Genomic DNA, 15,458 nt, shown 5'->3' with positions numbered 1-15,458 from the left:
TCTTTAATATACTGAATATCAGCTTTTTGTCAAAATTTTTAAGAACTTATTTTATTGATTTTTAATCAATTATGTTTTTTGTCGTGTACTAAAAAAAAATAATTAAAAATTATCCCAATATTTCAATACAATTAAGATTTAACTATTTGTTAAATGATACCAATGATAATTTAACAGTATTAATTTCTACATTCAGAAATATATATAAAAAACAAGGTCAAAAAATGTTGTTTGAAGCCCTAAATTACTGGCATAATGAAAATAATATTGATAAATTTAAAAAAAAGTATAACCCATTAATTTACGAAACAGAAATGACTGGTATAATTGATTTAGCTGAAGATAATAAGAGTTTTGCATTAACATATACACCTCAAATTTTAATTAATAACTATCTTTTTCCCCATATTTTTGATAGGGAAGACATTATGTATTTTATTGATGAATTACTTGAATATGAAGAAATTTTAAATGAAAATGTCTAAATTTCCAAATTACAGACAAGCCGATTTTAAAGATTGTGGTGCAACTTGTTTAAAAATTATAGCAAAGCATTACGGTAATATTTTAAATATTCAAACATTACGAGTACTCTCTGAAACAACAAGAGAGGGATCGTGCTTATTATCTCTCTCAGATGCTGCTGAAAAAATTGGTTTAAAATCGTTAGGGGTAAAAATTAGCCTTGAAAAACTTAAAGAAGCTCCATTACCTTGTTTGCTTCATTGGAATAGCAATCATTTTGTGGTTTTATATAAAATTAAAAAAAAATTTCTTTTTCATATCTGACCCAGCACATGGTTACATCAATTATGAAAAAAAAGAGTTCCTAAATTCATGGATAGGTGCTAACTCTGACGAAACTACACATGAGGGAATAGCATTGCTTTTAGAACCTACAACAAATTTTTATCAATCTAAATTTGATAAAGAAGATAATAAATCATTTGGATTTAACTTATTATTCAAACACCTAAGACCTTATAAATCTTTTATTTACCAGTTAGCCTTTGGCCTTACTGCGGGAAGTATTTTGCAATTACTATTTCCGTTTCTTACCCAAAGTATTGTTGATGTGGGGATTCAACATCAAAACATTCATTTCATTTATCTTATTCTTTTTGCTCAACTCTTTTTATTTTTAGGAAATGTTGCCTTAGAAGTAGTAAGGAATTGGATCCTTTTGCACCTTTCTACTCGGATTAGTATTTCTCTCATCTCCGATTTTTTCATTAAATTAATGAATTTACCCATCTCTTTCTTTGATGTCAGGATGACTGGAGATATTATGCAACGCATCAATGATCATCATCGAATTGAGCGCATTTTGACAACCTCCTCACTAAATGTATTGTTTTCTATAGTAAATATGATAATCATGGGGGGAGTATTGGCCTATTATAAACTCAAAATATTCTTTGTCTTTTCTCTTGGAAGTATTTTCTATTTTCTTTGGGTTACACTATTTCTAAAAAAACGCAAAGAATTGGATTACAAACGATTTGCTGAGGTCTCACAAGAGCAAAGTAAAGTGATAGAATTAATCAATGGCATGCAAGAAATAAAACTCCATAATGCTGAAAAACAAAAGCGATGGGGCTGGGAGTATATACAAGCGCACTTATTCAAAGTTTCAATGAAAGGTTTGATCTTGGAACAAAGTCAAAGCATCGGTTCTAATTTTATTAATGAGCTTAAAAATATTACTATAATTTTTCTATCCGCCAAATTAGTAATTGATGGACAAATAACCTTGGGAATGATGATGGCTATAACAAGTATTGTGGGAAGCCTTAACGCTCCAGTACTTCAATTAATTAATTTTATTAGGGAGGTTCAAGATGCTAAAATCTCACTAGCTCGACTTGCAGAAATTCATAACAAGTTAGATGAATTGGAGCAAGAAAACAATCAAACCAAAGATATTCCTTGTAATGAAAATATTGAATTAAAAAATATTTCTTTTAGATATTTAGGGTCGGATTCAATGGTTTTGAATGGATTAACCCTGACCATACCTGCCAATAAAATTACAGCTATTGTCGGTTCAAGTGGTAGTGGTAAAACAACTTTAATGAAATTACTGTTAAAATTTTATGAACCCCTAGAGGGAGAAATAAAAGTTGGCAACGTTGATTTAAAAAACATTACCCAAAAAGCTTGGCGAAATCATGTTGGTACAGTAATGCAAGAGGGCTATATTTTTAGCGATACTATTGCCAATAATATTGCCATTGGGGTAAATGTAATTGATAAAGAACGTTTGGTTTATGCTTCTGATGTTGCAAATATTAAAGATTTTATTTTAGATTATCCTTTGGGCTATAATACAAAAATCGGAATGGAGGGAGTTGGAATGAGCACAGGACAGAAACAACGGTTACTTATTGCGAGAGCTGTATATAAAAATCCGGAAATGTTATTTTTTGATGAAGCTACTTCAGCACTAGATGCAAATAATGAAAAAGAAATAATGGAGAAACTTAACATTTTCTTTAAAAATAAAACAGTTGTCGTTATTGCCCACCGATTAAGCACTGTTATGAATGCAGATCAAATTGTGGTTTTAGAAAAAGGGAAAATTGTTGAAGTTGGTAATCATAAAGAGCTTGTAGAATTAAAAGGAAGCTATTATAAATTGGTCAAAAATCAATTACAATTAGGAAATTAGTATATGGTAGATAAGAGCACCTCTTTTGAGTTAAGAAGTGAGGAAGTACAAGAAATTCTTACACAAGTTCCACATTGGTTAATTCGATGGGGGTCTATGACTATTTTAGGTGTTATTATTTTGCTCATTTTCACTTCCTGGTTTATAAAGTACCCCGATACAATTTCTACCAAAATTGTAATCACAACGAATATCCCACCGCAAAAATTAATTGCAAAAAACACAGGTAGAATTGAGACAATACTAGTTGATGACCAATCAAATGTAACTGAAAACACCCCAATAGCAGTTATTGAAAATAGTGCCAATTATAAAGATGTCTTTCTCCTAAAAAGCATCGTAGATACTTTTGATATACAAAAAGATTATTTTCCATTTTCAAAGCTACAATCAGCTCAATTAGGGGATATTGAAACAAATTTTGCTTTATTTCAAAGAGAGTATTCGGTTCGAAAGCTCAATGATAAACTTCAACCGTTTAAAGTAGAAGCAGGTGCGCAAAGTTTAGAGGCAATTCAATTGAGAGAACGATTAAGTCTTCTTGAGTCTCAAAAACAAATTCATCTGAGTGAGCTTGAATTAAGTAAAACAGACTATCAACGCTATCAAACGTTGTATAACAAAGGGATTATTGCAGCTCAAGAACTAGAAAAACACAAATTAAGTTTACTAACTCAAGAGAAAAGCTACAAAAGCTTATTAAGTACCATTTCTTCATTAAAGTCCTCCATTAATGAATTGAATAGAACTACCAAATCGACTTCGATTAACGAGAGTAAAGAACAAGTTTCCTTGGAACGAAACTTGATTCAATCTTTTTACGCATTAAAAAAAGCAATTAAAGAATGGGATTTAAATTATGTTTTTCGATCGTCAATAAATGGTAAAGTATCGTACTTACAACTTTGGGCTCCTAATCAAACTGTAAATTCAGGAGATCAAGTTTTTGTTATTGTTCCCAATCAAGAAAATGGAATTTTAGGCAAAGTAAAAGCTTCTGCTCAAAACTCGGGTAAAATTTTAAAAGGTCAAAAGGTGATTATTCGTTTAGCAAATTATCCCGATCGTGAGTATGGAGTAATTAAAGGGCTAGTAAAATCCATTTCATTAACTCCTGATAAAGAGGGTAATCTTTTAATTGATGTTTCTTTACCAAAAAATTTAAAGACTTCATACAACAAATCCATCCAATTCCAGCAAGAGATGATTGGAACAGCCGAAATCGTAACTAAAGATATGCGATTAAGTGAACGCGTTTTTAATCAATTTAAAAGTATTACTCAAACCAATTAAGCTCTTTTTTGAAGTTATAAACTTTAATAGTTTTTGCTTCACTTTACATATCTAAACATTTTTTACAACTTAAATTAAAATGGTAATGTTTAAACTTTTAAAAGCCAGTTTTGGAATTGGTATTTTTCTGTATACAATGATAACTTTATCTCAACTGATTTCCATACAAAACCTTCAAAATCCTCGCAAATTTATGGAGATTTGGATAGATCAAATTGCTAGCCGCTACGGTAAATAAAGCCTTTTCAAATACTCTAGCACATTCATATTTAGTTGATAACTGGTGCATACCCTTGTCCAAATTGAAATGAAAAGCCCGGGAAATAGGACCTAGTTTTTCATGCCAAATGAGAGCGAATCGAGATGCTATCGTATGACTTACAATATCACGTTGCAGGCTGTGAGAACCTTGACTACAGGTCCGCAGGTTGAAATGAAGAGCTGGAATAGCATTCAAAAAATGTGTAAAAGCATGTTGGTCATAGTTGACTTTACGAATCAATAAAACACCATTCGCTTTTTCGTCCATTGGCTTTGTTAAAGGAAAACTAAAACCTGAAACCTGACACGAGGCTTTAGCCGACTGATGGAGCGAAGCGGAATAAACCTGAAACCCAAATTTTAAATCAACAACCCACCCAAAAAACGTACGTCATTTACTCAGCCATTCGCTTGAGTTTTTGGCGTTCTTTCAAAGCGATTTTTTTGCCGATTAATTCGATATACCCTAGCTTGTTAAGTTCTGATAAAAGGCGTATGCAACTCTCTGTAGCCGTGCCAATCATGCCTGCGAGTTCTTCACGGGAGAGCTGAATGCGCAAGGTGCCGTCGTTGTTTTTACCAAAATTATCTTCGAGGTACAATAAGGTTTCGGCCAAGCGTTCTTTGACCGTTTTTTGCGCTAGGGTCACCATGTGATCGTCGGCCTCGCGCAAGTCGCCACAAATAGTACGCATCATATTCATCGAGAAATTGTTGTTTTTGTTGAAAAACGATATGATTTCCGATTTTGGGATGAAGCACACTTGCATGTCTTCGAGCGCTACGGCACTTAAATTGGCAGGTTCTTCACTAATCAACGAACGCTGTCCGAGGAGTTCGCCCGGTTTGACGAGTTTGACAATCTGGTCTTTCCCGTTGGAACTCAGTTTCGACATTTTACAGATGCCTTCTTTGATGCAATAGACCCCATTAATACTTTCGCCTTCTTCAAAAATTGCCGCACCTTTCTTAATGGTGTACGACGCTTTACACTCCGCCATGTGCAGGAGTTCGTCTTTGGTAAGTGCTTTCAGGGAGCTGAATTCCCGTACGATGCACTGTTCACATTTCCCCATAAGAGTGTGTTTTTTTGTTTTTGTTCTTTGTTTTTCAAATGTAGAAAATATTCGCATGACAAATATCATATTTTACAAAAAGCGGTTGTGTGACCTTTGTTACAGGTAAAAAATGAGCAAATTATGGACACAATGCATTGTTATCATTGTGGCTTAACAATTCAAGACAAGGACGTACTTGTTTTTGAGGAAAAAGAATTCTGTTGCACCGGTTGTAAAACGGTTTACGAAATCTTTCGTCAAAACAATCTCATGTGCTACTATGATTTTCAAGCCGCACCCGGGGCCACTCCCGCGGACATTAATGGAAAATATGATTTTTTAACCGACGCCACCATCGTCAGCAAATTACTCGAATTTGAAGAAGCTTCAACCCAAATTGTTTCACTGTACCTACCGCATATTCACTGCAGTTCGTGTATTTGGATTTTGGAAAATCTACACAAGTTACACTCGGGTATTGGCAGCGCGCAGGTAAACTTTCCCGCCAAAAAAGTTCGCATCTCCTTTGATCCCCAAAAGTTTTCTCTTAAATCCTTGGTCGAATTACTCTGTTCGATTGGCTATGAACCCTACATCAGTTTGGAAAATTACGAAGGGGAAAAACACAAAATCGACCGCTCGTTAATCTACAAAATCGGGGTGGCCTTCTTTTCTTTTGGCAACATTATGCTTTTGTCGTTTCCCGAGTATTTTGAAGTCGAAGAATTTTGGATCAATCAATACCGCGGCTTTTTTCGCTGGTTGATTTTCTTTTTGTCGTTGCCGCCTTTGTTGTATTCGGCCAGTGGGTATTATGTTTCAGCATGGAAAAGTATCCGTGCCAAAATGCTCAATATCGAAATTCCGATTGCCTTGGGCATCATTGTCATGTTTGTGCGCAGTACGGTCGATATTGTGATGGATTATGGCCAAGGTTTTTTTGACAGCATGTGCGGGCTGATTTTCTTCATGTTGTTGGGGAAATTGTTTCAGCAAAAAACCTACAACTTCCTCTCTTTTGAACGCGATTATAAGTCGTATTTCCCCATTGCGGTGACCAAAATTAGTCCCAAAGGCACCGAAGAACCCGTACAAGTCTATGCCATTGAAAAGGGCGATCGCTTGTTGATTCGCAATCAAGAATTAATTCCCGTAGATGGTATTTTGATCTCAGAAAAAGCGGCTATTGATTACAGTTTTGTCACTGGCGAGGCGGTTCCTATCGAAAAAAAGTCGGGCGATAAAATCTACGCCGGCGGCAAACAGCTGGGCAAAGTCATCGAAATGGAAGTCTTGTTCTCGGTTTCTCAAAGTTACCTCACCCAATTGTGGAGCAATGATGTGTTTCAAAAGAAATTACATTCCAAACACAAAAACATCACCGACCGCATCAGCCATTATTTTACGCCTGCCTTATTGCTGTTGGCGTTGGTGTCTTTTGGCTATTGGATTTTCATCGATACCGATACCGCTTTCAATGTGTTCACCGCCATTTTAATTGTAGCATGTCCTTGTGCTTTGGCCTTGACGGCTCCTTTTACGTTGGGGAATGTCTTGCGGATTTTTGGAAGACAACTGTTGTATTTAAAAAATGCCCAGGTGATTGAACAAATGGCACAAGTCGATACGATTGTTTTTGATAAAACGGGAACCATTACCACCAACAAGAAAACAGCGATAACCTATGAAGGGAGAGCACTCGACGCGCACGAACTTTGGTTGTTGAAAAATACTCTTCGCGGCTCCAATCACCCCTTGAGTCGTAGGCTTTACGAGTATCTACCACTTCAAGAGAAAGCCACGGTCACCCATTTTGAAGAAGTGACGGGCAAAGGGGTATTTGCTACGGTGGAAGGTCATTCGGTCAAATTGGGTTCGTCTCAGTTTTTACAGTATCTCAGTGAAAACACCCACAAAAAAACCAAAGTGCATGTTGAAATTGATGGCGTTTACAAAGGCAGTTATGTGTTCAACAACCAATACCGTGAAGGCTTGGAGGCTTTGTTTGAACGGTTGAGTGCATCCTATCATTTGGTAGTGCTCTCGGGCGACAACGATGGAGAGCGAAAGATTTTGGAGAAAATGTTGCCCGCGGGAACTACGTTGGTGTTCAACCAAAAACCCGAAGCGAAGTTGGCCTATATCGAGGCTTTGCAACAAGAAGGTAATAACGTCATGATGGTAGGGGATGGGCTGAACGATGCCGGTGCTTTGGCCCAGAGTAATGTGGGAATTTCGATTTCAGAGAATGTGAATGTATTTTCTCCCGCCTGCGATGGGATATTGGATGCGTCTCAGTTTTCGAAAATCGGCTATTTCATGCAGTATTCACGCAATGCGATGAAAATCATCTACATGAGTTTTGCGATTTCACTCTTATACAATGTCGTGGGATTGACGTATGCCATAACGGGAAACTTGTTGCCCATCGTGGCGGCGATTATTATGCCTTTGAGTACAATTACCATTGTGAGTTTTGTCACCTTGATGAGCAATGCGTATGCTCGTGAACGGTTTTTTGAGACGAAAAAAACAGTGAAAAATCCGGCCGAATGATAAATGTCATGTTATAAGCCAAGGGGTGAATCTAACTTTGTTAACACAAATTTAAGGTATGAGTGTCATTTATTTTTTAATCAGTATCAGTATCATCGTGGCCGTTTTTTTCTTAGTGGCCTTTATCAAAGCGGTACAATCCGGTCAATACGACGACGATTATACACCGTCGGTGCGTATGTTATTTGACGATGAAATCATCAACACAACGAAAAACAAAAATCAATTAAATATAACCGAAGAAAAACAATAATTATGGAAATGCAACAATTTCATTACGACAACAAGATTGTTCGAAATTTCATCTATGCCAGTATCGTTTTTGGGGTGGTAGGGATGCTCGTCGGATTGCTTCTAGCGTTCCTCTTTATGTTCCCTAACCTAACGAATGGTGTCTCTTTTTTGAGTTTTGGTAGACTTCGCCCGTTGCATACCAATGCGGTGATTTTTGCCTTTGTGGGCAATGCCATGTTTGCGGGGGTGTATTACTCGATGCAACGCTTGCTAAAAGCCCGCATGTTTAGCGATGTATTGAGCAAAATTCATTTTTGGGGCTGGCAATTGATTATCGTAGCGGCCGCCATTACCTTACCGTTAGGATACACGACTTCTAAAGAATATGCCGAGTTGGAATGGCCGATTGATATAGTCATTGCCCTGATTTGGGTTGTTTTTGGAATTAATATGATTGGAACCATTATCAAACGAAGGGAGCGTCACATTTATGTCGCCATTTGGTTTTACATCGCCACCTTTGTTACCGTTGCGGTGCTTCACATTTTCAACAGTTTGGAATTACCCGTTGCCGGTTTAAAATCGTATTCCGTGTACGCGGGGGTACAAGATGCCTTAGTACAATGGTGGTACGGTCACAATGCAGTGGCGTTTTTCTTGACCACACCCTTTTTAGGAATGATGTACTACTTTGTTCCGAAAGCGGCCAACCGTCCGGTGTATTCCTACCGTTTGTCCATTATTCACTTTTGGTCGTTGATTTTTATTTATATCTGGGCGGGCCCTCACCACTTATTATATTCTGCGTTACCCGATTGGGCGCAAAACCTTGGGGTAGTATTCTCAGTAATGTTGATTGCGCCTTCTTGGGGAGGGATGATCAATGGATTATTGACCCTTCGCGGTGTTTGGGATAAAGTACGTACCGATGCGGTGTTGAAATTCTTTGTAGTGGCGATTACGGGCTATGGGATGGCTACTTTTGAAGGGCCGATGCTTTCCTTGAAAAATGTAAATGCGATTGCCCACTTTACCGATTGGATCATTGCACACGTTCACGTGGGGGCTTTGGCTTGGAATGGATTCTTGTCTTTTGGGATGTTCTATTGGTTGGTTCCTCGATTGACCAAAAACAAGTTATTCTCTGAAAAATTGGCCAATTTCCACTTTTGGATTGGCACCTTAGGAATCATTTTCTATGCTTTACCGATGTACGTTTCTGGATTCACTCAAGCGTCCTTGTGGAAACAATTTAAACCCGATGGGAGTGCCTTACAATATGGAAACTTCTTGGAAACAGTGACGCAATTGATGCCGATGTATTGGATGCGCGCTATTGGGGGAACCTTATATTTAATTGGGGTTTTTGTGTTGGTGTACAACATTGTGATGACCGTTCGCAAAGGTGCTGGCGTGGCCGACGATTTTGCGGAAGCTCCTGCCTTAGCACCCATCAGTTCCAACCGATTGAAAGGCGAAAGCTGGCACGCTTGGTTGGAACGCAAACCGGTTAAATTTTCACTCTACACCACTTTGGCCATTTTAATTGGAGGTGTGGTGCAAATTTTACCAACCATTTTCGTTGAGTCCAATATTCCTACCATAGCCGCTGTAAAACCCTATACGCCGTTGGAATTAGAAGGACGTGATTTGTACATCCGTGAAGGTTGTGTAAGCTGTCACTCGCAATTAATTCGTCCGTTCCGCTCCGAAGTTGAACGTTATGGCGACTACTCCAAATCGGGTGAATATGTGTACGATCATCCCTTCTTGTGGGGTTCAAAACGTACGGGTCCCGATTTGCACCGCGAAGGCGTAACGGGTAAACCATTTAACGGTGGACGTCCCGATGTGTGGCATTTCAATCACATGTATGATCCCCAAAGTATTTCTTCGGGTTCGATTATGCCGCGTTACCAGTGGTTGATTCACGACAAATTGGATACCCATTTGACCCAGAAAAAAATGGAAGCTATGGTTTCTTTAGGAGTACCCTATTCTCCAGAAGACATTGCCAATGCGCCCCAACAAATGGAAGCGCAAGCCAAAAAGATTGAAGCGAGTTTGATGAAGGATTCGCAAATCCAAAAATCATTTGGAACAGAAACCAATGTTCCGCTGAAGGATCGTGAAATTATTGCCTTGATTGCTTATTTACAACGCTTGGGCACGGATACCGCAGCTAAACCTAAACCTTAATCGTCATGTTGAAGTTTGTAAAACATAATTTGGAAACGATTGCTGGGGTAGAGATTTACCCGATTATTTCCCTTTCGATTTTCTTTACTGCCTTTGTGTTGTTTACCGTTTGGGCCATGACCTACAGCAAGGAAACTCTGAATACCGTGAGCAATCTCCCTTTAAACGATGAGGAATCACTAACTGAAAAACATAATTTCTAATGAAAAAATTATTTCCATCCTACGTACGCGTGCCCTTACTCTTTGCCATCGTGCTGGTCGCATTGGAGTATTTCATCGATTCGGGCGATAGACCGGCTTTTGTGAAGTATCCCATGGTAGCCTTGTTTTTGGCGGTTTTTCTTTTCCTTTTGGTCGCCATCGAAATTGTAGTAAGTGCCGTAGATAAAGTCACCTATCATTTATTGACCGAGGAGCAAAAGAAACAGCTCGAGGAGGCGCAATCCCTTTCATTTGTGGATAGCCAATGGTACCAACATTGGATGTCGAAGCTCACCCGTTCGAAAGCAGTGGAGCAAGAAGCCGATGTCATGCTCGATCACGACTACGATGGTATTCGCGAACTCGATAATGTATTGCCTCCGTGGTGGGTGTATCTTTTTTATGTGACCATCATTTTTGCAGGTTTTTACTTGGTGCGCTACCACTTCTTTGGCGGTGAAAATCAAGCCCAAGAGTTTGAAACTGAAGTAGCTCTCGCCGAAGAGGAAATGTTGAAATTCAAAGGCAACAGTCCCAAAGAGACGATTTCACTTGATCAAGTTACCGCTTTAACCGATCCTGCCAGTTTGTCGAAAGGGCAAGAAATTTATAAAAATGTGTGCGCTGCTTGTCACGGACCCCAAGGCGGTGGATTGGTAGGACCCAATCTTGCCGATGCCCATTGGTTGAACGGCGGCGGTATCAAGAATGTATTCAAAGTCATTCACGACGGTAGCCTACGTAATCCCACGATGGCCGCTTGGGGGAAAACGTTGGATGCCAAAGATGTTCAAAAAGTGGCTAGTTATGTTTGGAGTTTGCAGGGGACAAAACCTGCGGGCGCCAAGCCAGCCGAAGGCGATGTATGGAAAGACGATGCTGCTCCCACAGTCGATGCTTCCAAGCCTGTGGATTCAATTCCTAGCTCAAAATAATCATTCACGGGTCCCAAGGCGACGCGGGACCCAATTGCTAAACCCAAACCCTTATTATCATGGCCAGTCCGTTGCATGACGACAGTTTCCGCGATACGATAGCTACTATCGATCAAAAAGGAAAACGCGCCTTTATTTTTCCCAAAAAACCTGTGGGACGGTATTACGACCGCAGAAAAATAGTAAGTTATTTCTTGTTGGTGTTTCTCTTCGGAGCGCCGTTTGTAAAAATCAACGGCCACCAATTTTTGCTCTTCAACGTTCTTGAACGTCGCTTCAATATTTTCGGATTCCCGTTTTGGCCCCAAGACTTTCACCTGTTTGTGATTTCAATGATCATTGGGGTAGTGGGATTGGCCCTTTTTACGGTGGCTTTTGGGCGAATTTTTTGCGGATGGTTTTGTCCCCAAACGATATTTATGGAAATGGTGTTTCGCCGTATTGAATATTGGATTGAAGGCGACCGTAACCAGCAAATTCGTCTGGCGAAGCAAGAGTGGGATGGCGAGAAAATACGGAAACGCGTTACGAAATGGATCGTGTTTTACCTGATTTCATTTGCCATTGCCAATGTGTTTTTGGCCTATTTGAAAGGCAGTGATACCGTTATCGCTTTTATCAAAGAAGGTCCTACGCACAATACGTCAACGCTCATTGCAGTATTGATTTTCTCGGCGGTATTTTATTTTATCTACGCTTGGTTTCGCGAGCAGGTATGCATTATCGCTTGTCCGTACGGACGTTTACAAGGCGTGTTGTTGGACAATAAATCAATCAATGTAGCCTACGATCACGTGCGGGGCGAAGGGGCATCGGGACGTGCCAAATATGTCAAAGACGAAGACCGTGCTGCGGTGGGTAAAGGCGATTGTATCGATTGTAAAGCCTGTATCCATGTATGTCCAACGGGCATTGATATTCGCAACGGAACACAGCTCGAATGTGTGAATTGCACCGCTTGTATCGATGAATGTGATACGATTATGGAGCGTGTGGGATTGCCCAAAGGTTTGATTCGCTATGCCAGCGAAGACGAGATCAACAAAAAGGAGCCGTTTAAGTTTACGCTTCGCATGAAAGGGTATGCAGCGGTATTGGCAATCCTTACTGGGATTTTTATCGGTATGCTTTTTTTGCGAAATCAAGTTGAAGCTACGATATTATCAGCACCAGGGCAGTTGTTTTTGCAAGAAAAAGATACGATTGTCAACATTTACAATTGCAAAGTGGTCAACAAAACCACCACCGATTTTAAAAAGGTCACGTTCAAGTTGGTCGATCCTTCCGAAGGCGTCATTCAACTGGTGGGGGCTACTTCACTGAAAGTTCCCGCGGATGCGCTTGGCGAAGCGACCTTGTTTATCAAAATCCCCGAACGTTTGCTTCACGATGAAAAACTCGTGTTGAAAATCGAGGTATATGAAGGAAATGAACGGATTGAATCGACCACTGCGAATTTTAACGGACCGAGGAGGTTTAATTAGTTGGTAGTCGCAGTCGCAGTTTACAGTACAGTATACAGTGATCAGAATTATAGCAGAATGGAATTATCAGTGTTCACTTTATTAGAAAGTATTCCTCTTTGGAGTAAGGAGCTACTAATCAACTAGTCACTAGCCTGCCTGCCGGCATAGGCAGGTCACTAATCACTAAAAACAAAACACCATGAAAATAAATTGGGGAACCGGAATTGTCATCGCGTTTATACTCTTTATGAGTTTTATCTTATTCTTTGTATTTCGCGTGCAGTCCAATTCAAAATACGACAACGAATTGGTAGTTGAAAAATATTATTTGAAAGAGCAGACCTTCGAGCGGGATTTAGAACGCGAGAACAATGCTTTGGGTCTTCACGAGAAAGTGGTATGCACCAAAACGCCCGAAGGCATTGAGGTGGCTTTTCCATCCTCGTTTGATTGTACAAAAATTAGCGGAAAAGTGTCCTTTTACAGACCGTCTAGTCAAAAGCTCGATTTCGAAATTCCGATTTCGTTATCCAGTCCACATTTGCTCATACCTAAAAGCGCTTTGGCAGACGGTCGTTGGGACATTTCCATTCATTGGACTTACGAAGGTAAAGGATATATTAGCAAGCAAACCGTATTTTTTTAACCCATGTTGATCGCGGCCTTATTTCTCGGAATTATCAGCAGTTTGCACTGTATCGGTATGTGCGGACCCATTGCCTTGCTTTTGCCTGTCGATCGTGCCAATACGTCCCGTAAAGCCTTGCAAATTCTATTGTATCACTTGGGTCGATTGACCGCGTATGGGGTGCTGGGCCTCGTGTTTGGACTCCTCGGGCGTGGGTTTTACCTCGCCGGAATGCAACAGCAACTGTCCATCGTGGTTGGGATTTTAATGATTGCCATCGCATTGATTCCCGAAAAGGTCTTTGCCCGATACAATTTTTCACAACCCGTTTACCGTGCCATTGCAGCGGTCAAAAGTCATTTGGGGCAACAGTTTAAGCGTAAATCCCCCGATGCGTTGTTTACCATCGGACTCTTGAACGGGTTTTTGCCCTGTGGAATGGTGTATGCCGCTCTGTTTGGCGCCTTGGCGATGCCGCGACTTACCGAAAGTGTGGGCTATATGCTTATGTACGGTTTGGGGACAATGCCGTTGATGAGTCTTGTAGTGTATGCCCAATCGTGGATTACGGTTCCCGTGCGGCAGTGTTTGCAGCAACTCATTCCCGTTGTGGCGGTAGGTATAGGCGTCTTGTTTATTGTTCGCGGCATGGGATTGGGCATCCCTTATCTTTCGCCCACAACTACTTCGCTATGGGTGCAAGCCCAAGCCAATTGTCATTAAATCTAACACTAAAAATCAATAGGTATGGAACGACATAGTTTACTACACGAATTTCCCGAACTCGCCGACCGCATTCACGCGTTGAAAGTGAGCGATGTTCATTTTCGCAAATTATTTGATGCTTACGACGAATTGGAGCATCAAATTCACCGCATCAACACGAGCGAAGAAGTTGTTACAGACGAACACGCCCATGTGTTAAAAGCAAAATTACTCCATTTGAAAGACGACCTTTACCGTCGCTTGCAAACGTAATTTTTTGGGTTTAGAATGAAAAGCACGCTGGGAGGCGTGCTTTTTGGGTTATTATAAATGGTGTTGTTTTAAATTTTGAATGAATGTCTGGTTGTAAGTCGTAAGTCATCAGTCATCAGTCATCAGTCATATGACGTGAGCTGAAAACCAATTTATAATTTAAAATTTATAATTTAAAATTTCATAACAAGTCACTATACGGAAAAAACCCTCCCCAAAATAGGAAAAACCCTAGTGGGAATTGTAGAATATTTTTTATTTTGCGGGGGATTTGTACTTAGCGAAACGTTAGCCAACATTCTTAGTCAACCCGTGTATAAAAGGTAATTCTTTAAATTGTCAATAATGATTAAAAAATTCATGAGAATAAGTGGAACTGGAAAATTTCTAAACTATCAACCTGGTATTGTTCTATTTCATTTCATTCAGCAAGCATTGGAATGTTTAGTGTAATGTATGTACAAATTTCAATTAAAAGTTGCCTATTACATCAAAGCCTAATAGTTATGAAAAACCTATCCAACAAACTGCTTTTTCTTTTTTTATGTTGTTTTATATCAGGCACAGTCAACTTGATAGCCTCGTACTTCCGTGGTAGCGATTTTTTTGGCTCTAATTTTTATTTTGCCCTTTTTTTCGGATGGGGTTATTGGCTCGTGTTACTCTTGTCTGGGAAACTTGATCATTGGTCCTTTCGAAAACAAAAAGCGAAAGCGGATGTTATTGCTGAATAATAGATTGTATGTTGTGTAATACGATTTTGTGGATTTTTACTCGGAATCTTAAAAAAGCTTCTGAGAAGCTGAGCCTCTGAGCTCCTGAGCTGGCTTCCTGTAGAAGAGTTAGTTCACTAGCAGTTGGATTACACTTTTCCACCAAACACAACCTGAAACCTGAAACCTGAAACTTGAAACATTTTAAAAGCTTCTAAGAAGCTGAGCCTCTGAGCCCCTGAGCTGGCTTTCTGTAGAAGAGT

13 protein-coding genes and 1 pseudogene are annotated in these 15,458 nt (G+C 39.6%); 12 read left to right on the top strand and 2 right to left on the bottom strand.

Features of this window, described 5'->3' with window-relative positions; translation table 11 throughout:
- Positions 1 to 146: 146 nt before the first annotated feature.
- The 3 genes and pseudogenes from ABWO12_RS10560 to ABWO12_RS10550 all read left to right on the top strand — a co-directional run bounded on the left by ABWO12_RS10560 (position 147) and on the right by ABWO12_RS10550 (position 3,964).
- Complete coding sequence (locus tag ABWO12_RS10560) at positions 147 to 485, top strand: hypothetical protein (protein ID WP_353088883.1); 339 nt, start codon at positions 147 to 149, stop codon at positions 483 to 485.
- Positions 478 to 2,671, top strand: a pseudogene (locus ABWO12_RS10555) (peptidase domain-containing ABC transporter). Before ABWO12_RS10560 ends, ABWO12_RS10555 begins: the two are co-directional and overlap by 8 nt.
- A gap of 3 nt (positions 2,672 to 2,674) precedes the next feature.
- Complete coding sequence (locus ABWO12_RS10550; protein ID WP_353088882.1) at positions 2,675 to 3,964, top strand: HlyD family secretion protein; 1,290 nt, start codon at positions 2,675 to 2,677, stop codon at positions 3,962 to 3,964.
- 145 nt (positions 3,965 to 4,109) lie between these two features.
- Here the strand turns inward: ABWO12_RS10550 and ABWO12_RS10545 are convergent, their stop codons facing one another.
- Together ABWO12_RS10545 and ABWO12_RS10540 are read right to left on the bottom strand one after the other, a co-directional pair.
- Positions 4,110 to 4,493 carry a hypothetical protein gene (locus ABWO12_RS10545; protein WP_353088881.1) on the bottom strand — a complete coding sequence of 128 codons (384 nt, stop codon included), beginning with the start codon at positions 4,491 to 4,493 and terminating at the stop codon, positions 4,110 to 4,112.
- 127 nt (positions 4,494 to 4,620) lie between these two features.
- Complete coding sequence (locus ABWO12_RS10540) at positions 4,621 to 5,301, bottom strand: Crp/Fnr family transcriptional regulator (protein WP_288041466.1); 681 nt, start codon at positions 5,299 to 5,301, stop codon at positions 4,621 to 4,623.
- Positions 5,302 to 5,424: 123 nt separating this feature from the next.
- On the opposite strand from ABWO12_RS10540, the gene ABWO12_RS10535 reads away from it, so the two are divergent.
- The 9 genes from ABWO12_RS10535 to ABWO12_RS10495 all read left to right on the top strand — a co-directional run bounded on the left by ABWO12_RS10535 (position 5,425) and on the right by ABWO12_RS10495 (position 14,482).
- Complete coding sequence (locus tag ABWO12_RS10535) at positions 5,425 to 7,839, top strand: heavy metal translocating P-type ATPase (protein ID WP_353088880.1); 2,415 nt, start codon at positions 5,425 to 5,427, stop codon at positions 7,837 to 7,839.
- A gap of 58 nt (positions 7,840 to 7,897) precedes the next feature.
- Complete coding sequence (gene ccoS, locus ABWO12_RS10530; protein WP_353088879.1) at positions 7,898 to 8,092, top strand: cbb3-type cytochrome oxidase assembly protein CcoS; 195 nt, start codon at positions 7,898 to 7,900, stop codon at positions 8,090 to 8,092.
- Between the two features lie 2 nt (positions 8,093 to 8,094).
- Positions 8,095 to 10,272 carry a cytochrome-c oxidase, cbb3-type subunit I gene (ccoN, locus tag ABWO12_RS10525; protein WP_353088878.1) on the top strand — a complete coding sequence of 726 codons (2,178 nt, stop codon included), beginning with the start codon at positions 8,095 to 8,097 and terminating at the stop codon, positions 10,270 to 10,272.
- A 5-nt stretch (positions 10,273 to 10,277) separates the two neighbouring features.
- Positions 10,278 to 10,475, top strand: a complete 198-nt coding sequence (locus tag ABWO12_RS10520) for a CcoQ/FixQ family Cbb3-type cytochrome c oxidase assembly chaperone (RefSeq protein ID WP_353088877.1) — start codon at positions 10,278 to 10,280, stop codon at positions 10,473 to 10,475.
- On the top strand, positions 10,475 to 11,410 hold the full coding sequence (locus ABWO12_RS10515; protein WP_353088876.1) for a cbb3-type cytochrome c oxidase N-terminal domain-containing protein: 936 nt from the start codon (positions 10,475 to 10,477) through the stop codon (positions 11,408 to 11,410). Before ABWO12_RS10520 ends, ABWO12_RS10515 begins: the two co-directional genes overlap by 1 nt.
- A 59-nt stretch (positions 11,411 to 11,469) precedes the next feature.
- Positions 11,470 to 12,894 carry a cytochrome c oxidase accessory protein CcoG gene (gene ccoG, locus ABWO12_RS10510; protein ID WP_353088875.1) on the top strand — a complete coding sequence of 475 codons (1,425 nt, stop codon included), beginning with the start codon at positions 11,470 to 11,472 and terminating at the stop codon, positions 12,892 to 12,894.
- 181 nt (positions 12,895 to 13,075) lie between these two features.
- The gene (locus ABWO12_RS10505; RefSeq protein WP_353088874.1) at positions 13,076 to 13,522 is read left to right on the top strand and encodes a FixH family protein; all 447 of its coding nucleotides are present in this window, start codon (positions 13,076 to 13,078) and stop codon (positions 13,520 to 13,522) included.
- Between the two features lie 3 nt (positions 13,523 to 13,525).
- Positions 13,526 to 14,227, top strand: coding sequence for a sulfite exporter TauE/SafE family protein (locus tag ABWO12_RS10500; protein ID WP_353088873.1), 702 nt, complete (start codon positions 13,526 to 13,528; stop codon positions 14,225 to 14,227).
- Between the two features lie 24 nt (positions 14,228 to 14,251).
- Complete coding sequence (locus ABWO12_RS10495) at positions 14,252 to 14,482, top strand: HP1242/YdcH family protein (RefSeq protein WP_353088872.1); 231 nt, start codon at positions 14,252 to 14,254, stop codon at positions 14,480 to 14,482.
- The last annotated feature ends 976 nt before the right edge of the window (positions 14,483 to 15,458 follow it).

The sequence above is a fragment of the Flavobacterium sp. genome (assembly GCF_040379285.1).
Taxonomy (GTDB): Bacteria; Bacteroidota; Bacteroidia; order Flavobacteriales; family Flavobacteriaceae; genus Flavobacterium.
The sequence above is the reverse complement of the archived record's forward strand: the minus strand, read 5'-3'. Positions and strand labels throughout refer to the sequence as shown.

What these genes read in the sequence shown, in the direction of transcription:
- ABWO12_RS10535 (WP_353088880.1), top strand. Translation starts at nt 5,425, where the DNA reads ATGGACACAATGCATTGTTATCATTGTGGCTTAACAATTCAAGACAAG.
- ABWO12_RS10515 (WP_353088876.1), top strand. Translation starts at nt 10,475, where the DNA reads ATGAAAAAATTATTTCCATCCTACGTACGCGTGCCCTTACTCTTTGCC.
- ABWO12_RS10520 (WP_353088877.1), top strand. Translation starts at nt 10,278, where the DNA reads ATGTTGAAGTTTGTAAAACATAATTTGGAAACGATTGCTGGGGTAGAG.
- ABWO12_RS10505 (WP_353088874.1), top strand. Translation starts at nt 13,076, where the DNA reads ATGAAAATAAATTGGGGAACCGGAATTGTCATCGCGTTTATACTCTTT.
- ABWO12_RS10550 (WP_353088882.1), top strand. Translation starts at nt 2,675, where the DNA reads ATGGTAGATAAGAGCACCTCTTTTGAGTTAAGAAGTGAGGAAGTACAA.
- ABWO12_RS10500 (WP_353088873.1), top strand. Translation starts at nt 13,526, where the DNA reads ATGTTGATCGCGGCCTTATTTCTCGGAATTATCAGCAGTTTGCACTGT.
- ccoS (WP_353088879.1), top strand. Translation starts at nt 7,898, where the DNA reads ATGAGTGTCATTTATTTTTTAATCAGTATCAGTATCATCGTGGCCGTT.
- ABWO12_RS10495 (WP_353088872.1), top strand. Translation starts at nt 14,252, where the DNA reads ATGGAACGACATAGTTTACTACACGAATTTCCCGAACTCGCCGACCGC.
- ABWO12_RS10545 (WP_353088881.1), bottom strand. Translation starts at nt 4,493, where the DNA reads ATGGACGAAAAAGCGAATGGTGTTTTATTGATTCGTAAAGTCAACTAT.
- ccoN (WP_353088878.1), top strand. Translation starts at nt 8,095, where the DNA reads ATGGAAATGCAACAATTTCATTACGACAACAAGATTGTTCGAAATTTC.
- ABWO12_RS10540 (WP_288041466.1), bottom strand. Translation starts at nt 5,301, where the DNA reads ATGGGGAAATGTGAACAGTGCATCGTACGGGAATTCAGCTCCCTGAAA.
- ccoG (WP_353088875.1), top strand. Translation starts at nt 11,470, where the DNA reads ATGGCCAGTCCGTTGCATGACGACAGTTTCCGCGATACGATAGCTACT.